General features: G+C 65.9%; 18 protein-coding genes and 1 pseudogene. 11 read left to right on the top strand and 8 right to left on the bottom strand.

Annotation, left to right across the window (positions count from 1 at the left end):
• A pseudogene (locus tag G474_RS0106155) lies at positions 1-240 on the bottom strand (IS110 family transposase); the annotation flags it as partial.
• A 147-nt stretch (positions 241-387) separates the two neighbouring features.
• Here G474_RS0106155 and G474_RS23245 point away from each other — a divergent pair.
• The 5 genes from G474_RS23245 to G474_RS0106140 all read left to right on the top strand — a co-directional run bounded on the left by G474_RS23245 (position 388) and on the right by G474_RS0106140 (position 3,864).
• Positions 388-696: a hypothetical protein gene (locus G474_RS23245; protein WP_156919176.1), complete on the top strand. Its 309-nt coding sequence runs from the start codon at positions 388-390 to the stop codon at positions 694-696.
• Positions 697-1,516: 820 nt separating this feature from the next.
• Entirely contained in the window at positions 1,517-1,951 is a 435-nt protein-coding gene (locus G474_RS0106150; RefSeq protein ID WP_026686203.1) for a hypothetical protein, read from the top strand.
• Positions 1,952-2,052: 101 nt separating this feature from the next.
• Positions 2,053-2,271 (top strand): hypothetical protein, encoded by a 219-nt coding sequence (locus G474_RS0106145; RefSeq protein WP_026686202.1) that lies wholly within the window; start codon positions 2,053-2,055, stop codon positions 2,269-2,271.
• Positions 2,272-2,501: 230 nt separating this feature from the next.
• Entirely contained in the window at positions 2,502-3,071 is a 570-nt protein-coding gene (locus G474_RS22640) for an ankyrin repeat domain-containing protein (protein ID WP_084513596.1), read from the top strand.
• A 256-nt stretch (positions 3,072-3,327) separates the two neighbouring features.
• Positions 3,328-3,864: a DUF2058 domain-containing protein gene (locus tag G474_RS0106140; protein ID WP_026686201.1), complete on the top strand. Its 537-nt coding sequence runs from the start codon at positions 3,328-3,330 to the stop codon at positions 3,862-3,864.
• A gap of 60 nt (positions 3,865-3,924) precedes the next feature.
• Here G474_RS0106140 and G474_RS0106135 read toward each other — a convergent pair whose 3' ends face one another.
• On the bottom strand, positions 3,925-4,656 hold the full coding sequence (locus G474_RS0106135; protein ID WP_026686200.1) for a helix-turn-helix domain-containing protein: 732 nt from the start codon (positions 4,654-4,656) through the stop codon (positions 3,925-3,927).
• A 165-nt stretch (positions 4,657-4,821) separates the two neighbouring features.
• On the opposite strand from G474_RS0106135, the gene G474_RS0106130 reads away from it, so the two are divergent.
• Positions 4,822-9,666 carry a BadF/BadG/BcrA/BcrD ATPase family protein gene (locus G474_RS0106130; protein WP_026686199.1) on the top strand — a complete coding sequence of 1,615 codons (4,845 nt, stop codon included), beginning with the start codon at positions 4,822-4,824 and terminating at the stop codon, positions 9,664-9,666.
• Here the strand turns inward: G474_RS0106130 and G474_RS0106125 are convergent, their stop codons facing one another.
• Both G474_RS0106125 and G474_RS0106120 read right to left on the bottom strand, forming a co-directional pair.
• On the bottom strand, positions 9,667-11,550 hold the full coding sequence (locus G474_RS0106125; protein WP_026686198.1) for an SEL1-like repeat protein: 1,884 nt from the start codon (positions 11,548-11,550) through the stop codon (positions 9,667-9,669).
• Positions 11,543-13,141 carry a M48 family metallopeptidase gene (locus tag G474_RS0106120; RefSeq protein WP_026686197.1) on the bottom strand — a complete coding sequence of 533 codons (1,599 nt, stop codon included), beginning with the start codon at positions 13,139-13,141 and terminating at the stop codon, positions 11,543-11,545. Before G474_RS0106120 ends, G474_RS0106125 begins: the two co-directional genes overlap by 8 nt.
• A gap of 150 nt (positions 13,142-13,291) precedes the next feature.
• On the opposite strand from G474_RS0106120, the gene G474_RS0106115 reads away from it, so the two are divergent.
• The 5 genes from G474_RS0106115 (at position 13,292) to G474_RS0106095 (ending at position 19,519) form a co-directional block, all read left to right on the top strand.
• Entirely contained in the window at positions 13,292-14,035 is a 744-nt protein-coding gene (locus tag G474_RS0106115; RefSeq protein WP_026686196.1) for a hypothetical protein, read from the top strand.
• A gap of 177 nt (positions 14,036-14,212) precedes the next feature.
• Positions 14,213-16,330, top strand: coding sequence for a methyl-accepting chemotaxis protein (locus G474_RS21915; RefSeq protein WP_051281962.1), 2,118 nt, complete (start codon positions 14,213-14,215; stop codon positions 16,328-16,330).
• 117 nt (positions 16,331-16,447) lie between these two features.
• On the top strand, positions 16,448-17,743 hold the full coding sequence (locus G474_RS19790) for a thioredoxin family protein (RefSeq protein WP_051281961.1): 1,296 nt from the start codon (positions 16,448-16,450) through the stop codon (positions 17,741-17,743).
• Positions 17,744-17,829: 86 nt separating this feature from the next.
• Positions 17,830-19,260: a permease gene (locus tag G474_RS0106100; protein ID WP_026686195.1), complete on the top strand. Its 1,431-nt coding sequence runs from the start codon at positions 17,830-17,832 to the stop codon at positions 19,258-19,260.
• A 19-nt stretch (positions 19,261-19,279) separates the two neighbouring features.
• Positions 19,280-19,519: a thioredoxin family protein gene (locus G474_RS0106095; protein ID WP_026686194.1), complete on the top strand. Its 240-nt coding sequence runs from the start codon at positions 19,280-19,282 to the stop codon at positions 19,517-19,519.
• A gap of 227 nt (positions 19,520-19,746) precedes the next feature.
• Here the strand turns inward: G474_RS0106095 and G474_RS0106090 are convergent, their stop codons facing one another.
• From G474_RS0106090 to arsA, 4 genes are all read right to left on the bottom strand, one after another.
• Complete coding sequence (locus tag G474_RS0106090; RefSeq protein ID WP_026686193.1) at positions 19,747-19,977, bottom strand: thioredoxin family protein; 231 nt, start codon at positions 19,975-19,977, stop codon at positions 19,747-19,749.
• An 11-nt stretch (positions 19,978-19,988) separates the two neighbouring features.
• On the bottom strand, positions 19,989-21,029 hold the full coding sequence (locus G474_RS0106085; protein WP_051281959.1) for a permease: 1,041 nt from the start codon (positions 21,027-21,029) through the stop codon (positions 19,989-19,991).
• Positions 21,030-21,103: 74 nt separating this feature from the next.
• Positions 21,104-21,652 (bottom strand): sigma-70 family RNA polymerase sigma factor, encoded by a 549-nt coding sequence (locus tag G474_RS0106080; protein ID WP_043463360.1) that lies wholly within the window; start codon positions 21,650-21,652, stop codon positions 21,104-21,106.
• Positions 21,645-23,390, bottom strand: a complete 1,746-nt coding sequence (arsA, locus tag G474_RS0106075) for an arsenical pump-driving ATPase (protein WP_043463358.1) — start codon at positions 23,388-23,390, stop codon at positions 21,645-21,647. Before arsA ends, G474_RS0106080 begins: the two co-directional genes overlap by 8 nt.
• Positions 23,391-23,393: the final 3 nt, after the last annotated feature.

The following is a 23,393-nucleotide window of genomic DNA, read 5'->3' as shown; positions in this document are numbered from 1 at the left end:
TCGGATGTAGGCCGCCGGCAGCAACTTCACCGGGATGCCCAGTCGATTGAGCCAGCGCCCCCAGTGGTGGGCGGAGCCGCAGGCTTCCATCACCACCAGCCCAATGCTCCGGTTCTGGAACCAGCGCTCGAACTGGTGTCGGGTCAGCCGCTGCTGCTCGACAAGCTTCCAATTGCCATCTGCAATAGCGATTTGGAATACACTCTTGGCCAGATCCACTGCAACGGTAGTAGCATGCATTTCGGACTCCTTTCGTCGAAACCCGATCCCCATCCCCATGAGCACCGGAGGCGCTTATTCCGCGCCAAAAAGACGGGGGAGTCCATCCCATCATTCCGACCTGCGCGAAAAGCCGCGCAGGCCTGTGAATTCAGACGTTAGGTAACCATGAATCTGCCCCTGTTTGCTGCTGGAGCCTTAATTCTGGTTGTGGCGACGATGAACATCGTTGCGACTGTTCGCCTTGTTCGTGCGCCGTGGTTCTCGCGGAATCAAAAAGTCGCGCAGCTCGTATTTCTTTGGCTCATGCCTGTTGTTGGCTTTGCCGTCGTATGGCACTTTCTGAATGAAATGGCTCCACCAAGAGTTACAACCGATCTCCGCACATGGCTAGAGTCAGATGACATCGCTCGTCGCTTGTCCAATGTTAAGCGCGAAGAAAACATACGCAACAGTGATCATGGAGGTGTCGATTGATGGCGCATTGTTCAGAGTGGAGTTGTTACCTAAACGATTAAGGTTAGGCACTCATGAACTCGAAGCGCCCCGACCGCGATTACTACCGCCGACTTCGCAGGAGAGCCGACAGTTTCGGTGTCGATCTCGCGGCGAAGCGATGGTGCGATTTGTGGCACACGCATTTTGATTGGGAGGGTTTCGGTAATCTTGGCTGGGTGCATCGTCGTCGGCATCTCAACGCTCTGCTAAGAGCGCTCGGTCGCGCACGAGCCGAGTTGGCTACTGTCTCCAATCCGCATCAGCTGTTTGCACTTGTGCATCCTGGCAGTTCCGCTGACGATGCAATCTACGTCCACACGCCAAACCCCAATGGGACTGAGTTTCCCTGCGCATTTTCCCACGCTGTGCCCGTTTCGGAATTACCGCCTTTGCTTGTCGGCCGCGTAGACTTGTCGAGGTATTCTGTTCTCCTGCAAAGGTACGGCAGCGCGGTGTCCTATGTTATTCAACCCCGTGCCTAATCGGGTAGCCGGGGGTTTCTCCTATCTCTGGAAACAATGGGGACCGGCCGGCTACCGGGAACTGCGCAAGCGTGGCGTTACCGTCCGTGAAGCGTGGAACACCAGCAAATCGGCGCATGGTCCGTGGCAGCTGCCCAAGACACCGGCATTGGCCTTTGCGTTACCATTACGCTACTTCAATAACTTGGGACTACCCAGCCTTGCGCCACGGTAGGAATTCAATTCATCGAACCGCCGGATACGTGACCCGTTCGTCCGGTGGTGTGGGAGGGAGGGGCCGTGAGGCTTCTTCCTATCCCGATTAGCCATCGCCAAGCATGGAAGCCTTTTTCCGCCAATACGCCTTTCTTATCGTGGGTTCAGTCCTTGGCATAGCTTCCCTATTTTTGTTCCTGCGTCGTGTCTTGCCTGCGTGGCGTGCGGCCCGAATGCAACGTACCTCATCGCCTTCCTTTTCTTTTCAGCTTCCTATTTCGGCACTACTCGGGTTCTCTCTTGACATTATTGTCATGCCGTTCTTGAGTGAAGGTGCTTTGCTTGCTACGGTTTTCCTGCTCATGCTGCTCTCTATATTGCTTGGCTGGGTGCTCATCATTACCAACCGTGCTGTCCGGCTTGCGGGCTGGCAAAAACTCGTTCCTAGCCGCATGGTTAAGCCGCTTCCAGCATCAATGGTTTCTCTGGCACTACTTTTTTTTGCTAGCGGCATCGCGGGCATTGCCATCAGAATTCTTATTCTGACCAATGGCTAACATTGCGCTCAACCCCGTTCGCTTCGCTCTCTGTATTCTGCGCGATAAAGCCGCGCAGCGCCGGTAGCTCTACGTTAGAGCCCCAACACTCGGAGACCATAATGTCGCTGACCGAGCTCATCAAAAATCTACTTCTCCCTACCCTCTTCGCCATTACCTTTGCATTTCTTGGCGCGGAGGTCTTTTACCAAATTCAGGGTTACCGGCTGTCGCTGGGCTATTGGTTCGGAATGTTGTTTGTCTGTGGCTTTGTTGTCGTCCCAGCAATCCTGCGGAGGCTTTCTCGCGCCAAACAGCCCGACCGGGGTAGCGACGCATGATGAGAAACCAATCCCACAGCAGGTCCGTCACACGCCGAGCGGAGCTTCCTCTTGCGGTCAGCGTAGTCCATCGGTGTGGCACTCAACGAGCATGCCGGGGCTCTAACCCGCCGCTACAGGGGGACGTCCTGCCGGCCATGCCGGCAGGTTCCCTCTGAGCTAGCACGTTATGCATTCTGAGAGCGCCTATGGACTTCTCTAGGAAACGCAAAACCATTACCCAAACAACCATGAGCGAACTACAAAGCTTGATCGAAAACGCCTACGCAACGGCGAAAACCGGCGATTGGGATCGCCTTCTATCGGAGTGGGAGAACTCCCCTGTCCTCGCCAAACGCTGCAGTCGCTACATAAAGCCCGGTTCGTCGTGGCGCTTTCTGCATCAGGCAGCGTACTTTGGCCACGAGCAAGCATGTCGTGCGTTGATTGGCCTTGGCGCATCGACCGAGGCACAGACCCACGACTCGCTGACCCCGGCAGATGTTGCTGCCCAGAATGGGCATCACGAAATCGCGACATTCATCAGGAACGCATCGACCGGCAAAGGCACACTATGGGAACCGCCTATTGATCCCGACGTTCTGCCCAGCAGCAACCGTTGGAGTGAGGCCACGGAATTGAGAGCCCGCACTGAGTTGTTTGTTGCGTATGGTGGTGGGCTGGTCAGAATTCCCAAGGGCGCAACGTACTTCACGGACTCACTTTCTCGTATCTTGGTTGGTTGGCATGGGACATTCAACCCGCCCCGTGGCATGGATTGTGAGTCGTTGCTTTCTCGACCGCTACAGAATCTCGACTGAGTTAACCACGTAATCTCATTTCATCTGACCAGGCGATATCGACGTGTTGACTAGGTGACGACAGACGTTCCTGAAGGTCCGCTTATCAAGAACCGGCAACTGCCGCTTAGAGTCGCTAACTGCCCTCCAACCTGCCCCCCCCACCAAAGCCAGTCCAGCCCGGCTCCCCCGCGCCAACTCAACCTCCCCCCGAAGCTTTGCTATGCTTGCGGCCGTCCCGGGCCCGGACAGGGTCCTTATTTACACGGAGCAGCCCATGGCCTCTTTGCAGGATCAATTTTTGAAAGCCGGCCTGATCGACAAGAAGAAGATCAACAAGGCCAAGCAGGACAAGAGCATTCAACAGAAGGTGGAACGCCAGACCGGCACCAAGAGCGTCGATGAGGCCCGGCTGGCGGCCCTGGAGGCCCAGCGCAAGCAAGCGGAGCGGGCCCGGGAGCTGAATGCCCAGCGGGATGCGGCGGCTCGGGAAAAAGCGATCCAGGCGCAGATCGTCCAGATGGTGCAGCAGAGCCGCCAGAGCAAGGGCGGGGGCGACATCGCCTACAACTTCACCCACGACAACAAGATCAAGCGCGTGCATGTGTCGGCCAAGGTCCAGGCGGAGCTGGTTGCCGGGCGCCTGATGATCGTCTGCCTGGATGGCGGTACCGAACTGGTGCCGGCGGTCATTGCCGAGAAGATCGCCGAGCGGGACCCGTCCCTGGTGGTGCGGGTCTCCAGGAGCAGCACCCAGGTGGATGAAGACGATCCCTACGCGGATTACAAGATTCCCGACGACCTGATGTGGTGATGCCCCGGGTCCGGCCTGCTGTCGGGTCCGACACCAGGCCTCGGGCGGGCTACCCTGCCCTCAGCGGCTGAGCCGGTCAAAGACGTCGGCCCGCCAGGGCCGGAGGGCGATCAGCAGGCTGTAGCCATGCCGCTGGACATAGGGGAGCTGCCGGTCCTCCTGGTTCAGTTCGGCAAACTCCGCCGCCAGCTTCTCCAGCTTCTTCCGTATCACCTCGTTGCTGCTGCGGGAAAGCATGCCGGGGAGGAACATCAGTTTCTCGTCGGCATTGCAGAAGGGGCAGGCCAGGAACTCCTCCAGCAGGTGGGAGATGAAGTAACGCTGGATGGGCCCATTGGGACGCCAGGTGAAACGGGAAGACACCCGCAGGCGGATGCGGTTGCCCGGCATCAGCTCGATCAGCCCGAGCCGGTCCAGACGGGTGAGACAGCCCAGGAGCGCCGGCTCCTCCAAGCGGAAACGCTGCAGGATTTCCCCGTAGGTCCAGCCGTGGATGACCACGAAGGCCACCAGCAGCAGGACTTCGTCGGCCACCAGTTCGGCCTCCTGGGTCTCGCTCAGGGCGCTGAGCTGGCGCTGCTCCCGTTCCATTTCCTGGACCAGGTCGGCAAAGCCCAGGTCCATCAGGGCGCAGATTTCCCCCAACCGCTCCAGGGAAAAGGACTCGGCTGCGAACCAGCGTTTGACGCTGGCCTCGCTGGCGCCCAGCTGACTGGCCAGCTCCCGGTAGGTGATGCCGCGGCTGCGCAGGATTTTTTTCAGGGCGCCCACCAGGGCGGAAGTCTGAGACATGGGCGCTCCAGGCCAGGAAAAAGTATCGCTGCATGATACCTGACAGCCCATTTGCTACAACTTTGTTGCAATTGCTTGAACAAGCGCATCCCATGAGGATAAATGACGGGGTCAAACCCGCTGCTGCACTCCGGCGCCGGGTCGTCACCGCAAGGAAACAGCCCCATGAAGACCGTCCAGCCCCTCTGGTATCGCCATCCCCTCCCTGCTTCTGCGCCCACTTCCGCAAGCCCCCCGGCACCGGCCCGGGACCCTGCCGCCGCCCAGCTGCAGCTGTTCGTGGATGCCGGGGTCGGCCACATCCGCTTCCTGACCCTCGATACTGACGGCCGCATCCATGGGGACGAATGCTTCCCCAGCAACACCGACCTGCCGCAGCTGCTGCGTGAGCGCAAACTCGGCGTGCATTTCGGCGAGGGCGCCGCCGCCCGCATCTACATCGCCGGCAAGCTGGCGCCCCTGGTGCATGAGGCGCTCGGTTACGGCAAGACCTTCCTGTCGAGCGCCACCGCCTGGCTGGCCGCCAGCCGCCTGCTGGCGCGGGAACCGCGGGCCGATATCCGCAGCCAGGCGGTGGTGGAACTGTCCGCCTCCGGCTATCTGGTGGTCGGTGTCGACCGCGACGGCCAGCTGCAGGACGACTTGCTGGTGGTGAATCCCCGCTGCGGCGCCGGTTCCGGCGTCAATCTCGACCGGGTGCTGCAGAAGCTGGGGCTCGGCCGCGAGGACGTGGATCGCATCCTCGCCGGCTATCTGGGCGAGGAACACCGCGAGAAGCGCCTGCAGGTGAGCACCCGCGCCGACCGTTGCGGGGTGTTCAGCGCCTCGGCCACCATTTCCGACAAGAACCAGGGCATCCCTTTGGCGGTGGCGCTCGCCACCACCCTCAAGTCAGAGGTGCAGAAAGCCTGCCGCAAGTTGCCCACCGGTTTCCAGCAGGTGTGCCTGACCGGCCGCGTCTTCCACTGGCAGTTCGCCCGCGATTGCGCCGAGGACCTGCTGCGCGAGCAGGGCGTGCAATCGATCCAGTGGGACCCGGACAACACCGAAGCGCTGCTGGCGTTGCAGGAACTGGTGCAGCGGGTCGGCCACGACGGCATCGCCCAGCCCGAACACCGCCTGCTGCAGCCGGAGACCGAACAGACCTACCCGCCTTTCGCGCAACTGCGCCGCAGTTACGAGGCCGACCTGCGCTTCACCCGCCAGGACAGCGAGGAAGGGCGCGGCAGCCTCGTGGCGCTGGCCGGGCGGCGGCTCGACATCGGCCTTGACGTCGGTTCGACCATGGCCAAGCTGCTGGTGAGCGACGCCGACAGCGGCGAGGTGCTGGCGGTGCGCGCCTGCAGCAATGCCGGCGACACCATGGAGACGATCAAGCGCATCTGGCGCGACTTCCAGGAAGCCGGCCTCGCCGAGGTGCGCATCCACGGCATCGGCATCACCGGCTCGGCCCGCTATCAGGTGCAGCAGGCGCTCGAACGCATCTACCCGGAGCTGGCCGGCCGCGTACCGGTGCTGGTGGAGAACTACGCGCACGCCCGCGGTTCCATCCGCCTTGCCCGTGAGCACGTGGCCAGGCTGGCGGCCGACGGCGTGGCGGTGAATCAGGACTTCTGCGTGCTGGTGGATATCGGCGGCGAGGACACCAAGATTTCCACCATCGCCCTCAAGGAGGCCGAGCTCTTCAACAACGCCATGAACCTCAAGTGTTCGGCGGGTACCGGCAGCCTCATGGACACCCTCGCTGCGTTGTTCGGCATGGACGGCGTCGCCGCCGCCTGTCAGGAGGCCTACGGCGCCGCCCGCAGCCGGGCGATCAACGCCACCTGCGCGGTGTTCCTGATGGAAAACGCCCGCAAGCTGCAGGCGCGCGGCGTCCCCCGTGCAGAAATCCTCGCTTCCGCCAACTGGGCCATCGTCGAGAACATGGCGCGCACCCTCTGGAATCAGGTCGAGCTGCCCGCCAACACGGTGGTGCTGCTGCACGGCCAGACCATGCTGTCCGACCCGCTGCCCCTGGCGGTCACCCACCGCCTGCAGGACAGCCTCGACGGCCAGGCCTACGCGCTGGTGCCGCCGCATCCCGGTCATCGTGCCTGCTACGGCCTGATCGGCAGTCTCGCGCAGACGGTGCCGGAGGGCGAAGCGTTGGTTTCCCTCGAAAAATTCCTGGCGGCCAGCTTCGAGAAACGCATCATCCAGTGCAAGGGCGCGGCCTGCGGCGACGACGCAGCGGTCTGCAACCGCACCATGCTCACCTGCCGCAAGGAGGACGGCAGCAAGCTGCTGTCCTTCAGCCTCGGCGGCTGCAGCGCCATCAACGAACTGGTGGCGAAGAAGCAGCACAAACAGGCCGTGAGCAAGCCGGTACGCGACACCTACAAGGAAATCTGGGACTTCGTGGACAGCCGTCAGCCGCGCAGCGAGGCGCCCGACCGGCTGGTGATCCCGCGCAGCTTCGCCGTCTCCGAATGGGCCTACCTGTTCGCCAGCCTGTTCCAGCGCCTCGGTCTGCCGGTGCATGTGGACAATGTGCAGGCTGCCGACCTGGGCAGCGCCCAGCCGCATTTCAATATCGACAGCTGCGCCCCCCACATGGGCGCGGTCGGCCAGTACGCGCGCCTGGCGGCGCAGCCCCACGGCCTGATCCTGGCGCCGCAGATCGAGTTCCTGCCCACCGACGGCAAGAGTCTGGGCCGCACCTGCACCTTGAACCAGGGCGGCGTCGCCGTCGCCCTCAACCTCGCCCGCCTTGAGCATCCGGACGCGCGCTTCGCCCTCTTCAACATCGATCTCTCGGTGCTCGATGGGGAAACCCTGCGCAGCCAGCTGCAGGAACGCCTGCAGCCGGTGTTCGCCCATTACGGCCTGCAGCCCGACGCCGCCACCCTGGGCAGCGCGATTGCCGGCGCTCTGGAGGATCATTTCGCCCTGCGCCGCCAGCTCGCCGATTTTGCCGCCGACCTGGCCGAGGAAGCGCTTGCCGAGGGCACGCCCCTGTCCCTGGTGGTGGGCCGCGAATACATCCTCAATCCCGGCATTTACGACAGCCACGTGCGGCGTCTGCTGCGCGACAAGCAGATGGCGGTGCTGCCCTCCTACGTCCTCGACGTGGACCTCAACCCCGACTACGGCCATCTCTACTGGCGCAATCCCCACGCCATCGTCAGCATCCTCGACGCCGTGTCGCGCAAGACCCTGCACCAGCGTTTGCGCCATCCGCGCCTCAAGGCCGTGTTCGCACAAATCGAAAGCGGTCACGAACTGCTGCCGGTGGTGCAGATTTCGACCTTCTGCTGCGGTCCCGACAGCTCCATCCAGCCCCTGATCGCCGAGATCATGAAGCAGCGGCCCTTCCTGCTGATCCAGTCGGACGCCATCATCCAGGAGCTCGCGCACCTGGAAAACCGGGTCAATACCTACGTCAAGCAGCTCGAACTGGGGCTGCACGAAGAGCTGCAGATCGGCAGCGCCCAGCCCTTCGACGTCCGCTGTCTCGACGAACTGACCCAGCAGGAACCGATAGACCGGGAACGGGACGTGATCTACGTGCCGACCATGTCCGACAACCGCACCCTGACCGCGGTACTGCGCAGCGCCGGCTTCACCTGCATCGACAACTACCGCGAACATCAGGACCTGCAACGGCTGGTACAGGAAGGCCGCCAGCACACCGGCGACAGCTGCTGCGCGCCGCTCGCCGGCGTCTATGCCGACCTGGAACGGGCGCAGGAAGACTTCCGCCGCCGCCAGCAGGCCGGCGATCCCCTGGTGGCCGGCAAGCGCCGCCTGCTCTACTTCGACAACAAGGGCACCGGCCCCTGCCGCCAGGGCCAGTACGTGCATGTGCACCAGCTGCTCCACCATCGGGGACGCAGTGCCCAGAGCGCCCGGGACGAGCTGCCTGGCCAGGGCGTGCTGAAATTTCTGGTGGGCCAGGAGCAGGAGGGTTACAACGTGGGGGTCGAGGAATGGGTGCTGGCCCGGGCCCACCAGGCGCTGATCCTCCAGGGCCTGCTGCACAGCCTGCTATTTACCGGCGGCGCCGCCTGCCGGGATTACGAGGAATACCAGGCCTTCCTGGCCGATTACCGGCAGTTGAAGCAGGACGTGGTACGGGCGCTGGAATCCTACCCCGGGCCGGGGGCCCTGGCCCGCCGCCTGCTGGGCTGGAGCCGCAAGGTGCCGGCCCTGGAAGCGCTCTTCAAGTACCGGGCCTACGGCCTCCATGGCGGCGAGCTGCAGCCCCTGCTGCGCGCCTTTGCCCGCCGCTGGATCACAGGCCGTACCCCGGCCGACGCCCTGCCCCTGGCCATGACCGGCGAAGCCTACATGCGGGTGGCCCAGAGCGAGGACCTGTTCCGCCAGCTCCTCGCCCACCTGGGGTTCGGCCGCTTCAAGCTCAACCACAATCCCTGCTGGAGCTACATGGAGTGGCTCTGCGAGGAAGCCGCCCAGGTGGAGGAAGACCAGCTGCAGCGGCTTCAGAACCAGGCGGCACCGGATCCGGCCGCCCTGCGCGCCCGCCAGTCCCGGCGGAACCGGGCCCGGCGCCTGCAGCAGGTGATGCGCCAGTTCCTGGCGGGGCCCCTGTACCGGGCCGCCGGCATTCCCCTGCCCCCCAGCTGCCAGCGTACCGCCAGCCAGAGCCGGGAACTGCTGCCCACCCTGCGCCCCCTGAGCGAGATCAGCACCTATATCGGCGAGGTGCTGGAGGAACTGCGGCACGGGGCCCGGATGGTGTTGAACGTGGCCCCCACCGGCTGCATGGTGGCGAGCATGGGTGAGGTGCTGACCCCGGCCATCCAGCGCCAGAGCGGCAGCACCGGGCGCATCCAGCATCTCTTCTCGGCGGACGGGGAGATCAATGAGGAGTTGCTGACCCTGGCGCTCCTGAAGACCATGGGCCCCGAGGCTTTCTACCGCCGTCCTGGGGCACTTCCGGCCACCGCCGGGAGCCGGGACCGGGCCATGCCCGGGCTGGCGGTGCCGCTGCCGGAACCGGCCTGATCAGGACCAGAGGTTGTCCGGCACCCCGGGCTGGGGCAGCCCCTTCCAGTCCAGTCCCCAGAACTGGAACCCCAGCCAGGAGCCGGGCAGCACCGCCAGCATGCGCCGGGCGGACTGGCCCTGGAGGGTGTGGTCCGCGTACTCCTGCAGGCAGTTTTCCAGGACGCCCCGGAGCTCCTTGACCGAGCCCCAGTTCTGCTTGATCAGGTGGGTGCTGAGGGCGGAAAGGAGCATCACCAGCAGGTAGCAGGGCTGGCCCCAGCGGTGCTGCTTGCGGATCGAATGCTCCAGGACCTCGGTGGCGCGGCGGCTGTCCTGCTCCCCGAACCAGCCGTTGCAAAGCCCGTAGGCCAGGGCAAAGGCGGCCCGGGAATCCTCCAGTTCATCGTCCTCCTGGACCGCCTGCCAGAGCAGCTTTTCCGCCTCGGCGGGGGTCCCGTGATGGAGTTCCAGCCCCGCCAGGCGCCGCAGGGCGTCAGGATCGCCCCGCTCCGCCGACTGGCGCAGCAAATCCTTCTTGGTTTCCAGGTCCGCCCGGGCCCCCAGGTCGTCCACCACCCGGTGCACGTACTGGTAGAAAGCCTGATCGTGCCCGGCCTCGCCGGCCTTCAGGATCCAGCGGTTGGCCAGTTCCTGATCCTCCAGCCCGTATTCATTGCAGCGGTAGATGTTGGCCATGGACAGATAGCCCTGGGCCAGGCCCAGAGCGATGGCCCGCTCGAAACAGGCAATGGCCTGGGCCACGTCCCGCAGCGCCGGGTCAAAGAGATAGCAGAAGCCCAGGCCGTCGTAGCACCAGGCCAGCATTTCCTCGTTGTCCAGGTCCTGGTACTGGCGGATCGCCTTTTCCAGATACTGGCGGGATTTGCCCATGTCCCGCTCCAGGCCCATCTCCCGGTCCCGCCAGGCCAGCCCCAAGGCGTAGGTGCACCGGGCTCCTTCATCGTCGTCGCAGGCGCTGCCCTCTTCCAGGCAGGCCAGGGCCTCTTCCGGCCGGTCCAGTTGATAACGCAGCTGCTGGTAGGCCTGCCAGTAGTAGAGCCCCACGGGATAGAGCTCTGCCGCAGCCATCCAGGCCGTCAGGGCCTGCTCGGGACGGCCCTGGGCCTGGTAGCACCAGGCACATTCCTCCTGGATGCTGGCCCGGATGTGGTCGGTGGCCTGCAACTCCCGGGCCGGCTCCAGGAGCGCCAGGGCGCCGGCATGATCATCCTGAAAGCGGAACAGGTAACCCCCCAGGGCCAGGGCAAAGCGGGCCTCCAGGCGGGACTGGCAGCCGGGATCGGTGAAGTGCTGGCGCCCCAGTTCCAGAATGGCGCGCATTTCCGGCTCGCTGCCGCCCCAGCGGGGGTCCTTGATGCAGATCATGTTCTCCCAGCAACCCAGCCAGTGGGGGTCCAGCTCCTGGGCCCGGTTGAAGATGAGCTCGGCCTGGTGCTGGGTGCCGATCACCTGCTGCTCCCACATCAGCCAGACCAGCAGGTGGCCGGCGGGTCCCCCCCCCGCCAGGGCATGCTCGGCCAGGGCCCGCCCCTGCTCGCAGTGTTCCCGCAGGGCCTGCCAGTCCGCCTCGCTCACCAGATGCGCCAGGGCACCGCCCCGGTGCCGCCAGGCCTGACGGAAATGCAGGGCAGCGAGGCAGAAACTGGCGTAGGGATCATCCGGGGCCTGGTCCCGCCAGGCGGCCAGGATCTGGCGCCGGGCCGCCTCCTCCTTTTCATTGCTCTCCAGTTCGCCGATCACCTGGACCAGCGCCTCACTGCTTGCCAGGCAAGGGGCAGCCAGATAGGCGGCATGGGCCTCTGCCAGGGCCAGGCGGACGGCGGCAAAGTCCTGCTGTTCCAGGCGCTCAGCCAGGGAAGGATGGGGGGCGGAATCAGTCATGGCGGGTCTTGTCCGTGCTGGAGGGGGCAAAGCCCCGGTTGAACATCACCTGATAGAGCTGGGCCCGTTCCGGGTCCGTGTCCTGATAGAACTCCACCAGGGTTTTCCTGATCTTCGGCATCAGCCCGGGATTCAGGTCCAGGGCCCGGTGCAGATGGCGCAGGGCGCGCCGGTCGTCTTCTCCCAGCCAGCGCCGGCCGGCGGCATAGTGGGCCGGACTGTGGGCCGGATGGCGGCGCAGATAGGCGTCCACCGCCCCGTCCGCATCCTCCAGCTCCCCGTCATCAATGCGCATCAGCAGGAGGTCCCAGGCTTCGCCGGCATCCAGTTCGGCCCGGGCCGCCAGGGCTTCCTTGCGCGCCCGCCGCGCCTCGGCTTCCCGCCGCGCCTCCTGGCGGTACTGGTGCTGCTCCTGCCACCAGGAGGCCACGTCGCTTTCCCAGGCCGCATCGAGGCTGAGCAGGCAGCCCTGGAAATCCCCAGAAAACCATTGGGACAGGGCCGTTTCGGGAGCCCGGTGGGTGATGCTGATGCCGTCCCTGAGCATGGCTTCGGGGGAAAACCCCAGGGCCTGGATGCGTTCCGCCAGGCTGGGGTGGGTATCCCGCTCATCGGCTTCGCCCTGGAGCTGCTGGCGCATCAGGCGCATGCACTGATCGGGATCGGCGGGGGCGCAGGGTTGCCGGGCCAGTTCCGCCAGTTGCCGGTAGGGCTGCCCCTGGACCCGGGGACTGTCTTCCACCCGGGCGTAGATTTCCGGCCAGAAGCATTCGTCCAGGTACTGGCGGGCCAGCTGGAAGCGGACCAGGGACCAGACCGCCACCTCCGGGGACACCACCTGGACGCTCAGGGCATCCGCCCCGTATTCGTTTTCCCGGCAGTAGAGGAAGGCCAGCCGGTCGTAGTGGGCCACGAAACGGTGCACCGCCCGGGCCAGCCAGGCGGACAGCCGGTCGCTCCAGTCCCGGGCCTCTTCCTGCAGTTCCAGCAGGGCTACCCGCAGGTTGTGGAACAGGGCTCCCCAGCGATGCGGGTAGCCGGCCAGATGGCCGTATTCGTGGGCCACCACCGCCAGGGCCTCCTCGGCCGAGAGGGTGGCCAGCATGGGCAGCCCCAGGCTGATGTAACCGTGCCGCCGGGGCATGAACCAGAGATCGAACCAGCGCCGCCAGACCGCATAGGCATTCATGTCCCGGTTGATGGCGACGCCCCGGATCGGCGGCCCCTGGAAGCGGGCCTGCATCTGTTCCAAGGCGGCAAACAGCTCCGGCGCCTGGTCCCGGCGCAGCCAGACCTCGTCGTGGGTGGGCCGGCGGAACAGCACCAGCCGCTCGGTGAGACGCCGGGCCAACAGCAGGAACAGCACCAGGAGCGCCAGCAGGGGGACCAGGGACCAGGCGGAAAGCCGGTCTCCCTGGTGCACGAGCAGGGACAGCAGGCCCAGGACGGCACCCCAGGTGCCGAAAACCAGGACCAGGAAGATCACCAGAGCCAGGAGGGTGAAGCGCACCAGGGCCCAACGCTCGGCACGCCGGTAATGGCCAGCCGGGCCGGAGCGTTGCAGGCGGTTGAAATGACGCAGGCGGGGCACGGAAGCAGCTCAAAAAATGAGAATGGCATTGTCGGGGCTGAATGCGGTTTTGGCAATGCCGTAGTCATCAGCACTGCCGGATGGCTGCCTGGCACTGCCCGGCCCGGGGCAACAGGCTAGAATGCCGCCTTTTCCCGCCTTTCGCCCCCCATGAGCACGGATAACCCGATCTGCACCGACAGCCTCCTGCCCCACATCGACCAGGACACCCAGCGCCTGGCGGCCCGCATGGCCCAGGAGATTTTCGCCACCTGTTTCCGGGAGTCCGTGGAAGCCGACAGCCTCCCGCAGCTGGCCGAACTCACCAGCCGCTGCCGCAACTGGTGTCAGGCCGGCCACGGGGAAGAAGCCAGCACCCTGCGGCTGGTGCTGCTGATCAGCGGCCTGGACCAGTGGGGGCTGGCCTACTGCCAGGCTTTCGGCATCACCGCCCTGCCCGCCCTGTCGGCCCTCATCGGCGCCCTGCGCACCGGGCTGGACAGCCGCGCCGACGCCCGCTTCCAGCGCTTTTTCGGGCAGCTCGAGCAGGTGGAAGCCGACGCCATCGACTTCAAGATCGAACTGCGCCGCCAGATCCATCTGGCCCTGTGGCACGCCATGGCCGCCTGTGACGATGCCGCGGCCAGCCAGCCGGTGCTGCAGACCCTGGGCAGCCTGATGCTGGCCCTGAACGAGCGCATGCCCGAGCTGGGCTGGCGCCTGGTGGCCGATGCCCTGGCCCACATCCAGATCCGCCTGCTGAGCGACACGGACCCGGGCCCCCAGGCCCAGGCCGGCACCCAGACCCTGTTCGCCGCCCTGCGCGGCGCCCTGCCTCAGGAACGCCACCAGGCCATCCAGGCCCACGCCACCCAGGCCGTACTGGCCTGGCAGCAGGCCCGCCGCCAGGCCTGAGGAACAACCGGGGCGGCGGCTGCCACTGCGGCCCCGCCCATCACCGTCCGCTTCCGGCGGGCGGGCGCGTTTCGTGCTTGACGTCCGGATAACGCTTCCCCGCCCCTACATTTTGTCGCCTTTGCGCCAGGACGGCTGTTGCCGCTTCCCGGCCGGGCGTCAGGACCCGCCGGAACCATGAAAACCAACCTGCCCGTCAGCAACCGCGAAGTGCTCATGGACGATGGCACCACCATCGTCACCAAGACCGATCTGCGCGGCTGCATCACCTACGCCAATCCCGACTTCATCCGCATCTCCGGCTTCAGCGAAGCGGAGCTGCTCGGGCAGAGCCACAACATCGTGCGTCACCCGGACATGCCGGAACAGGCCTTTGCCGACCTGTGGCACACCCTGAAGCAGGGCCGTCCCTGGAACGGGCTGGTGAAGAACCGCTGCAAGAACGGCGACTACTACTGGGTCAATGCCCACGTGGCCCCCCTGGAAGAAGACAGCCAGCTGGTGGGCTACACCTCCATGCGCACCAAGCCCAGCCGGGAACAGATCCTGGCGGCCAGCAGCCTGTACGAAGCCCTGAAAAAGGGCACGGCCACGGTCCGCCTGGAAGGGGGCCAGGTGGTGAGCAAATCCCTGCTACGCCGGCTCAATGTCTTCCGCCATGTGCTGAACATGTCGGTAAGCCGCCAGCTGCGCCTGCTCATGGTCGCCTTCCTGCTCAGTTTCGTGGTCGCCGGCCTGGTGGTGTACGACGGCCTGGGCAAGGTCCAGGTGAATGGGCCCATCTACAAGCGGGTGGTCCAGGGCAAGGACCTGATCGCCGACATCCTGCCGCCGCCGGAATACCTGATCGAATCCTACCTGGTGGTCCTGGAGATGCTGCGGGCCGACCCCGCTGCCCTGCCCCCCATGGTGGACAAGAGCAAGAAGCTCAGGGAGGAATTCCAGCTCCGGCACCAGGTCTGGGTCCAGGAGCTGCCCCCGGGGGAACTGAAGACCCTGATGGTGGAGGACGCCTACCAGCCCGGCATCGCCTTCCTGGACCTGCGCGACCAGCGCTTCATTCCTGCCCTGCAGGCGGGGGACCGGGCCAGCGCCGAAGCCCTGCTGCCCCAGCTGGCAGAACAGTATGCCCGGCACCGGGCCGTGATCGACCGGGTGGTGGAGCTGGCCAATGCCCGCAACGGGGAAGACGAACAGGAGGCCGCCCGCATCATCCGCGACAACTACCTGCTGCTCGGCGGCCTGGGACTGGGATTGACACTGCTGGTGGGTCTCCTGGGGGGCACGGTGATCCGCAATCTGAACCGGCTCCTGGGCGGCGACCCCCGCTACGCCTGCGACATCACCCGGCATGTGGCCTCCGGCAACCTGGGCCTGCGCATCGACGTGGATGCCCTGGACCGGAGCAGCCTGCTAGCCTCCATCAAACATCTGCGGGAAATGTTCCGGGAGATGGTGCGCGACATCCAGCGCAATGCCGCCCAGGTGGCGGACAGCGCCAGGCTGATGGCCACCGCCGCCGACCAGGTCACCCAGAGCTCCCGGGAACAGAGCGAGTCCACGGCCGACATGGCCAGCGCTGCGGAACAGATGGGCGCCAGCATGGCCCAGGTGGTGGACAATGCCGCCGCCGCCCATGACCTCTCGGTGAGCTCCGGCCAGACCTGCGAAAACGGCGCCCGGGTGATCCAGAACGCGGTCCGCAGCATGGAGGAAATCGCCGCCACGGTGCGCCAGTCCACCGCCACCATCCTGACCCTGGGAACCCAGTCGGAACGGATTTCCTCGGTGGTCCAGGTGATCCGGGAAATCGCCGACCAGACCAACCTGCTCGCCCTCAACGCCGCCATCGAAGCGGCCCGGGCAGGGGAAACCGGGCGGGGCTTCGCGGTGGTGGCCGACGAGGTGCGCAAACTGGCGGAACGGACCTCCGCCGCCACCGGGGAAATCGCCGCCATGATCCAGGCCATCCAGGGCGGCATGCAGAACGCCGTGAGCACCATGGAAACCGGGGTCGCCCAGGTGGATCAGGGGGTGGCCCTGGCCAACGAAGCCGGCCTGGCCATCCAGCGCATCCGCGACAGCGCCGCCCAGGTGGTGGCGGTGGTGGCCAGCATCTCCAGCGCCCTCCAGGAACAGGGGGTGGCCACCGGGCACATCGGCGAACACGTGCTGCGGATCGCCCGGCTCTCGGAAGAAAACAACGCCGTGGCCGAAACATCCTCCCAGGGCGCCCACCACCTGCTGGACACGGCCACCACCATGCAGAACACCGTCAGCCGCTTCGCGGTCTGACCCCTTTCCCATCTGCCAGCCCCGGCTCTGCCCGGGGCTTTTCATGCCCTGGATTTGCCTGCCGGCCCAGGAGGACGCATCATCTCCAGATGCCCTCTCATCGAAGCGGGAGATGCCATGTCCCACCAGGCTTCCTTGCACCGCCTCCTGCACCAGTTCGGAATGCTCCTGCTGGTTCTGCTGGCCTGTGCGGCCGGGGCCCAGGCCGTGCAGGCCACACAGGCCACCTGGGTGGACCAGGGACCGGATGGGCAGCCCCGGGTGCATCTCTATTTCTTCTGGTCGGCAAGCTGTCCCCATTGCCAGGAAGCCCGCCCCTTCGTGGAAGCCATTCCCCAGAACCGACCCTGGGTGGAACTGCATAGCCTGGAAGTCTCCCGCCACCGGGAAAACGCCATCCGGTTTGCCGAGCTGAGCGCCGCCGTGGGCCAGCAGCCGCAAGGCGTACCGACCCTGATCCTGTGCGGCCAGATGGAGGTGGGCTGGCAGGACGCGGCCAGCAGCGGCGCCCGGCTGCTGGCCGCCCTGGACGCCTGCCGCAGGGGGGAACTGGCCCCGGCCGGGGCGGCAGCGCCGCCCCCCCTGACCCTGCCCTTGTTCGGCGCCCTGGAGCCGGAGCAGCTCTCCCTGCCCCTGTTCACCCTGATCCTGGCCGGGCTCGATGCCTTCAATCCCTGCGCCTTCTTCGTGCTGCTGTTCCTGCTCAGCCTGCTGGCCCATCAGCAAAGCCGGCGGCGCATGCTGCTGATCGGCGGGGTATTCGTCGCCACCTCGGGACTCATGTACTTCGCCTTCATGGCGGCCTGGCTCAACCTTTTCCAGCTGCTCGGCAGTCTCGGGGGCATCACCCTGGGGGCCGGGCTGCTGGCCATCCTGGTGGGACTCATCAACCTCAAGGATGTTCTGGCCCCGGGCCAGGGACCCAGCCTTTCCATCCCGGCCAGCGCCAAGCCCGGCATCTATCGCCGGGCCCGGGCCATACTCCAGTCCACCAGCCCCCTTGCCATGCTGGGCGCCACCGTTTTCCTGGCCGTTACCGCCAACTTCTACGAACTGCTGTGCACGGCCGGCTTCCCCATGGTCTATACCCGGGTGCTCACCCTGCAAGAAACCTCGGCCACCGCCCGCCTGGCCTGGCTGGCCCTCTACAACCTGATCTACGTGCTGCCCCTGTTGCTGATCGTGCTCACCTTCGTCACCACCCTCTCGGCCCGCAAGCTGACGGAACGAGAAGGCCGGCTCCTGAAGCTCATGTCCGGTACCCTGATGCTGGCCCTGGGCCTGCTGCTCACCTTTGCCCCCGCCCTGCTGAACAGCCTGGCCGTCAGCGCCGTCCTGCTCGCCCAGGCGCTCCTGGTCGGCTTCCTGGCCCCGAAGCTGAACCCAAAGCTGAGCCGCAGGCCCCCGGACTGAAACCCCGGAGCTGCGTCCTTTTCCCCCTGAGTTCGTCTACCAGATCAGAAAACCATTGCAGCGGATGAAGCCCGGAGAAAAACATCATGGAATTCCTGATTGCCGCCCTGCAAAGCGGTCTGGCCAGCCTGGCCTCCTATCTCGCCGCCCATGTCCTGCTCTGCCTGGTGCCGGCTTTCTTCATTGCGGGGGCCTTGTCGGCGCTGCTGCCCCAACAGGCCATCATCCGCTTTCTCGGCCCCGATGCGCCCAAATGGGTGTCCTATCCTGCCGCTGCCGGGGCCGGCAGCTTGCTGGCAGTCTGTTCCTGCACCATCCAGCCGCTCTTTGCCGGCATTTACAAGAAGGGGGCCGGGCTGGGGCCGGCCATCACCTTCCTGTTCTTTGCGCCTGCGGCCAACATCCTGGCCCTCTCCTATACCGGCGTGGCGCTGGGTGCCGATTTCGCCCTCGCCCGCATCGTGCTGGCGCTCTCCTTCGGCATCGGAATCGGCATGATCATGGCAGCCATTTTCCGCCGTGATGATGTGGCCCGGCTGGCGGATGGCCAGCCCTTTGCCCCAGGCGAAAGCATTCCGCGCAAGAACCTGTGGTTCCTGGGCACCCTGGTGGCACTGCTCCTGGCCGGTACCCTGAAGCTGGATTTGCTCCAGACCGGACTGCTGGAGTTCCGTTTTGCCGCTGCCCCGGCCATTCCGGTGCAACAGCTCCTCGACCACTGGGTGCCGGCCGATGCCGCCACCGGGGCAGAAGGCCTGAGTCTGCAGGGCGCGGTGCTGGTGCTGTTACTGACCGCCATCGCTCTGTGCGCTTGGCAAGGTCTGGGCAAGGTGGAAGCGGGGTTCAGCCGGATGACCTGGATCAGCCTGCTGATGATTGCCGCCACCCTGGTTTTCGCGGCGCTCACGATCAAGCTGCAGGACTCCGAACTGGTCCTGATCCTGACGGGCAGGACACTGGCGGTGGCGACCCTCTGTATCCTGCTGCTCCCCCTGTCCCGCTGTTTCGATGCCTGGGACATGCAGCAGTGGCTGTGGGAAACCTGGCGTTTCGTCCAGCAGATATTCCCCTTGCTGATCGTCGGGGTCTTTCTGGTGGGGGTCATCCGCATCTTCATCCAGCCCGCATGGATAGAAGCGGTCGCCGGCAGCAACACCCTGCTGGCGAACCTGGCCGGGGTGGCCTTCGGGGTCTTCATGTACTTTCCAACCCTGGTGGAAGTCCCCATCGCCAAGATGTTCCTGTCCCTGGGCATGCATCCCGGCCCCCTGATCGCCTACCTGATGGCCGATCCGGAACTCTCGCTGCAAAGCATCCTGATCACCACCGCCATCATCGGCAAACTGCGGGCCTGGACCTATGTGGGGCTGGTGGCCCTGTTCTCTACCCTGGCGGGCCTGACCTACGGGGCCTGGGTCGACGGCACCTCACCCCTGCTGCTGGCCGGCTACATGGCCGGCATCGTCGGCACGATCATCGCCAGTACCCATCTGCTGGCCCGCCTGCACGCCCGATAACCCGAAGGAGGAAATCATCATGCTGATCAAGATTCTCGGCAGCGGCTGCGCCAAGTGCAACCGCCTCGAACAACTGACCCGGGAAGCCGTAGCCGAACTGGGCCTGACGGCTGATTTCGAGCACGTTCGCGACATGGAGCAGATCATGGCCTACCCGGTCATGACCACTCCGGCCCTGGTCGTGGATGAACAGGTCAAGGTCGCCGGGCGCATCCCCAGCAAGGATGAACTGCTGAGCTGGCTGCGGGCGGCCCCGTAAGCGACGGGCTGAACCGGATCAATCCTCCGGGCGCGGGCAGGACCAGGCACCTGCAAGGAGGAGCCTGGGCGCTCGGCCAGCAGTTCTGTGGCTGGCCATGTCGTCATGTGCCTGCAGCAGATGCTCGCTCCCGAGCCCTAGAGAACACGGACGAAGAACCCGCCCTTGCATGGCTCCTGATCTCTGGGCACAGGAATTCAGGGAAAGCAACGAGGATAGCCGTACGCTTAAAACCAGCTGGTGATCTTCGCCCGGTCCGGGATGCCGCCAGCGTGCACCACCTTGCCATCGACCACGACTCCCGGTGTCGACATCACCCCGTATTTCATGATTTCCGGCAGTTCCTCGACCTTGGACAGCGTGATGGCGACACCCTGCTCAGCGGCGACCTCCTCGATCAGCCTGACAGTGTTGCGGCAGTTGGCACAGCCGGTGCCGAGAACCTTGATGTCTTTCATGCGTAGTCTCCTTAGAGGACGAGGTTGAATACGTAACCGACCAGCAGGATGCCGGTGGCGACGACGCCAGCGAAAGTGGCGATGAGGGTGGGCTTGAGCGCCTTGCGCAGGATGATCATCTCCGGCGCCGAGAGCGCGATGACGCTCATCATGAAAGCGAGCACGGTGCCGAGCGCAGCGCCCTTGCCGATCAGCGCCTCGACCACCGGGATGATGCCGGCGGCGTTGGCGTACATCGGTACGCCGAGCAGGACGGCGGCCGGCACCGCCCACCAGGCATCCTTGCCCATGAACGAGGCCATGAAATCTTCCGGCACGTAGCCGTGGATGCCGGCGCCCAGTGCAATGCCGGCGAGGATGTAGGGCCACACTTTGGCGACGATCTCGCGCACATGACGCCAGCCAGCGGCAAAGCGTGCCGGCCAGCCGCCAGCCGGGTCGCCGCTCCAGGTTGCCTCGCCGCGCTGGATCTGCTGCACCCAGTCTTCCAGATGACGTTCCATCTTCAACTGGCCGATGACCAGCCCGGCGACAATGGCGATCAGCAGGCCGAGTCCCAGGTAGAGCGCCGCCACCTGCCAGCCGAACAGGCCGAAGAGCAAGGCCAGCGCCACTTCGTTGACCATCGGCGCCGAGATCAGGAAGGAGAAGGTCACGCCGAGCGGTACGCCGGCCGACAGGAAGCCGATGAACAGCGGCACCGCCGAGCAGGAGCAGAACGGCGTGACGATGCCGAGCAAGGCCGCAAGCACGTTGCCGACCCCCTGACGGCGCCCGGACAGCAGGGCGCGGGTGCGTTCCGGCGCGAAGAAGGTCTGCACCACCCCCATGACGAAGACGATGCCGGTGAGCAGCAGGAGCACCTTGGGGGTGTCGTAGAAGAAAAAATGCAACGCTTCGCCGAAGCGTGTGCTGCGGTCAAGGCCGAGGAAACCGGTCAGATGGTCGGCAAGGGGGCTCAGGTTCAGGTAGAGCGTCAGCCAGAGGGCAGCACTGGCGGCAATCAGGAGGAGCCAGACAGGGGTGGTGGCGGGGCGTCGCAACAGGGGCATGGTTTTTCCAGAATGAAACATTCGGCCGTGTAGACGACCGACTCTGGAAAAAGACGCAGGTCGCTGGCCGGCACTTACTCCGGTGGCGGGCGCGGCACGAAACCGGCCACCAGCCCGGCTTCGTCGAAGCAGACCTGGCAACCCTCGACCAGTCTGGCACGCAGCCGCAGACGGGCCCGCTGCAGCCGCGACTTGGCACCGGACAGCGAGATGCCGAGACGCTCGGCGAGCACCTGCTGCGACTGGCCGGCGATGTCGCACAACTCGATCGCCAGGCGGTCGGCCGCCGACAGTTCGGCGAGGACCCGCGGCAGACACTGGCTCAACTGGTCGACCGGCGCCAGCGGCTCGCTCTCGGCGGCGGCCAGCTCGTCGCCCAGTTCGACTTGCGGGCGGCGGGCGCGCAGGCGGTCGGTCAGCGCGTTGCGCGCCACCTGGAACAGCCAGGCGCGCGGGTTGTCCAGGGCGCAGAAAGCATCGCCCTGGCGCAGCGCGCGCAGGAAGACCTCCTGCAGCAGGTCGTCGGCCTCGGCGTCGCCGTCGAGCCGGTGGCGCAGCCAGCCGTGCAGCTCGCCGCGCGTTTCGCGCCAGGCGCGGGTCAGGCAGGGGCGGTCGTCAGGCATCGAGCTGGCGCAAGCCTTCGCCGCCGACCGGCGCCACCGCCAGCCACGGAACCAGCGCGCAGCGCGGGGCCAGCGTATCGGCAACGCGGCGGATGAACGGGATTTCGTAAGCTCCACGCAGTGACAGCAGCGGATCGCGGCTGCCGCTGGCGAGCAGGCTCTGTTCGATGACCCAGGCCCACGGCTTGATGCCGGCGCGGGCGAGGTCGCCCTGCAGGCGTTCGGCCTCGTGCACCGGTGTTGCTTCCGGTAGCGTGACGACCAGAACATGGGTGAAGGCCGGGTCGCGCAGGCGCGGCAGCAACTGCGTCACGGCTGCCGGCATCTCGCCGCGGGTGCGCAGCACTTCGCGGTGGTAGGCTTCGGCGGCGTCGAGCAGCAGGATGGTGTGGCCGGTCGGCGCGGTGTCGAGAACGACGAAACCGTCACTGCCGCGATCGACCTCGCGGGCGAAGGCGCGGAAGACGGCGATTTCCTCGGTGCACGGCGAGCGCAGGTCTTCTTCGAGCAGCGCCAGCGCGCTGGCGTCGAGCGTGCCGCGCGCCTTGCTCAATACTTCTTCGGTGTAAGCGGCCACTTCGGCGGCAGGGTCGATGCGGCTGACCGAAAGCCCGGGAATTTCGCTGCCGACGGCAGCGGCGACATGGGCGGCCGGGTCGGTGGTCGATAGATGCACCTGGTGTCCGCGCCGGGCCAGGGCGATGGCGACGGCCGCAGCGACGGTGGTCTTGCCGACGCCGCCTTTACCCATGGTCATGACCACGCCGTGGCCGGCGCTGGCCAGTTCGTCGATCAGCGCGCCGAGGCCGCCGGGCAGCGGCGTGTTGGCGTCGGCCGGGCGCGTCGGCGTGGCGACGGCGGCCGGATCGACGATGGCGCGCAGGGCGTCGAGCCCGACCGTGCCGCGCGGCAGGAAGGGGACGACCTGCCGCGGCAGTCCGGCCAGACCGGGCGGCATGGCGAGCAGGGCAGCGCTGCTGCGCTTGTCCATGGCCAGGGCGATGGCGTCGTCCGAACGGGCCGAGAACAGGCCGTTGACGATCAGGTGCAGGTTGCCGACGCCGAGTTCGGCCAGTTCGTGACGCGTGCGTTCCGCTTCGCGCAGCGCCGCGCTGTCGGCCCGGGCGACCAGGACGACGCGCGTCTGCGCCGGGTCGGACAGGCGGTCGACCGTCGCCGCGTACAAGGCCTTCTGCTTTTCCAGCCCGGCCAGCGGGCCGAGGCAGGAGGCGCCGCCCTGGTTGCTGTCGATGTAGCCGCTCCACGCCGACGGCAGGGTCAGCAGGCGCAGCGTGTGGCCGGTCGGCGCGGTGTCGAAGATGACGTGGTCGAAGTTTTCTGTGGCGACGGCATCGCCGAGCAGCTTGGCGAACTCGTCGAAGGCCGCGATCTCGACCGTGCAGGCGCCGGAGAACTGTTCTTCCATGCTCTGGATCGCCGCCGCCGGCAGGAGGTTGCGGTAGGGGGCGACCATCCGCTCGCGGTAGGCGGCGGCCGCCGCCTCCGGGTCGATGTTCAGCGCCGACAGGCCGGGCACGCCGCGTATCGGTGTCGGCGTGCCGGCGAGCGCCGTTTCCAGCACTTCATCGAGATTCGATGCCGGATCGGTACTGACGATCAGCACCCGTTTCCCCTGTTCGGCCAGCGCCAGCCCGGTCGCGCAGGAGAGCGAGGTCTTGCCGACGCCGCCCTTGCCGGTGAAGAAGAGGTAACGCGGTGTACCGTTCAGTTCGATCATGGC

This window comes from Azovibrio restrictus DSM 23866 (assembly GCF_000429665.1).
Taxonomy (GTDB): domain Bacteria; phylum Pseudomonadota; class Gammaproteobacteria; order Burkholderiales; family Rhodocyclaceae; genus Azovibrio; species Azovibrio restrictus.
Note: the sequence above shows the minus strand (reverse complement) of the source record. Positions and strands in the feature narration are given on the sequence as shown.

What these genes read in the sequence shown, in the direction of transcription:
- G474_RS23245 (WP_156919176.1), top strand. Translation starts at nt 388, where the DNA reads ATGAATCTGCCCCTGTTTGCTGCTGGAGCCTTAATTCTGGTTGTGGCG.
- G474_RS0106150 (WP_026686203.1), top strand. Translation starts at nt 1,517, where the DNA reads ATGGAAGCCTTTTTCCGCCAATACGCCTTTCTTATCGTGGGTTCAGTC.
- G474_RS0106145 (WP_026686202.1), top strand. Translation starts at nt 2,053, where the DNA reads ATGTCGCTGACCGAGCTCATCAAAAATCTACTTCTCCCTACCCTCTTC.
- G474_RS22640 (WP_084513596.1), top strand. Translation starts at nt 2,502, where the DNA reads ATGAGCGAACTACAAAGCTTGATCGAAAACGCCTACGCAACGGCGAAA.
- G474_RS0106140 (WP_026686201.1), top strand. Translation starts at nt 3,328, where the DNA reads ATGGCCTCTTTGCAGGATCAATTTTTGAAAGCCGGCCTGATCGACAAG.
- G474_RS0106135 (WP_026686200.1), bottom strand. Translation starts at nt 4,656, where the DNA reads ATGTCTCAGACTTCCGCCCTGGTGGGCGCCCTGAAAAAAATCCTGCGC.
- G474_RS0106130 (WP_026686199.1), top strand. Translation starts at nt 4,822, where the DNA reads ATGAAGACCGTCCAGCCCCTCTGGTATCGCCATCCCCTCCCTGCTTCT.
- G474_RS0106125 (WP_026686198.1), bottom strand. Translation starts at nt 11,550, where the DNA reads ATGACTGATTCCGCCCCCCATCCTTCCCTGGCTGAGCGCCTGGAACAG.
- G474_RS0106115 (WP_026686196.1), top strand. Translation starts at nt 13,292, where the DNA reads ATGAGCACGGATAACCCGATCTGCACCGACAGCCTCCTGCCCCACATC.
- G474_RS21915 (WP_051281962.1), top strand. Translation starts at nt 14,213, where the DNA reads ATGAAAACCAACCTGCCCGTCAGCAACCGCGAAGTGCTCATGGACGAT.
- G474_RS19790 (WP_051281961.1), top strand. Translation starts at nt 16,448, where the DNA reads ATGTCCCACCAGGCTTCCTTGCACCGCCTCCTGCACCAGTTCGGAATG.
- G474_RS0106100 (WP_026686195.1), top strand. Translation starts at nt 17,830, where the DNA reads ATGGAATTCCTGATTGCCGCCCTGCAAAGCGGTCTGGCCAGCCTGGCC.
- G474_RS0106095 (WP_026686194.1), top strand. Translation starts at nt 19,280, where the DNA reads ATGCTGATCAAGATTCTCGGCAGCGGCTGCGCCAAGTGCAACCGCCTC.
- G474_RS0106090 (WP_026686193.1), bottom strand. Translation starts at nt 19,977, where the DNA reads ATGAAAGACATCAAGGTTCTCGGCACCGGCTGTGCCAACTGCCGCAAC.
- G474_RS0106085 (WP_051281959.1), bottom strand. Translation starts at nt 21,029, where the DNA reads ATGCCCCTGTTGCGACGCCCCGCCACCACCCCTGTCTGGCTCCTCCTG.
- G474_RS0106080 (WP_043463360.1), bottom strand. Translation starts at nt 21,652, where the DNA reads ATGCCTGACGACCGCCCCTGCCTGACCCGCGCCTGGCGCGAAACGCGC.
- arsA (WP_043463358.1), bottom strand. Translation starts at nt 23,390, where the DNA reads ATGATCGAACTGAACGGTACACCGCGTTACCTCTTCTTCACCGGCAAG.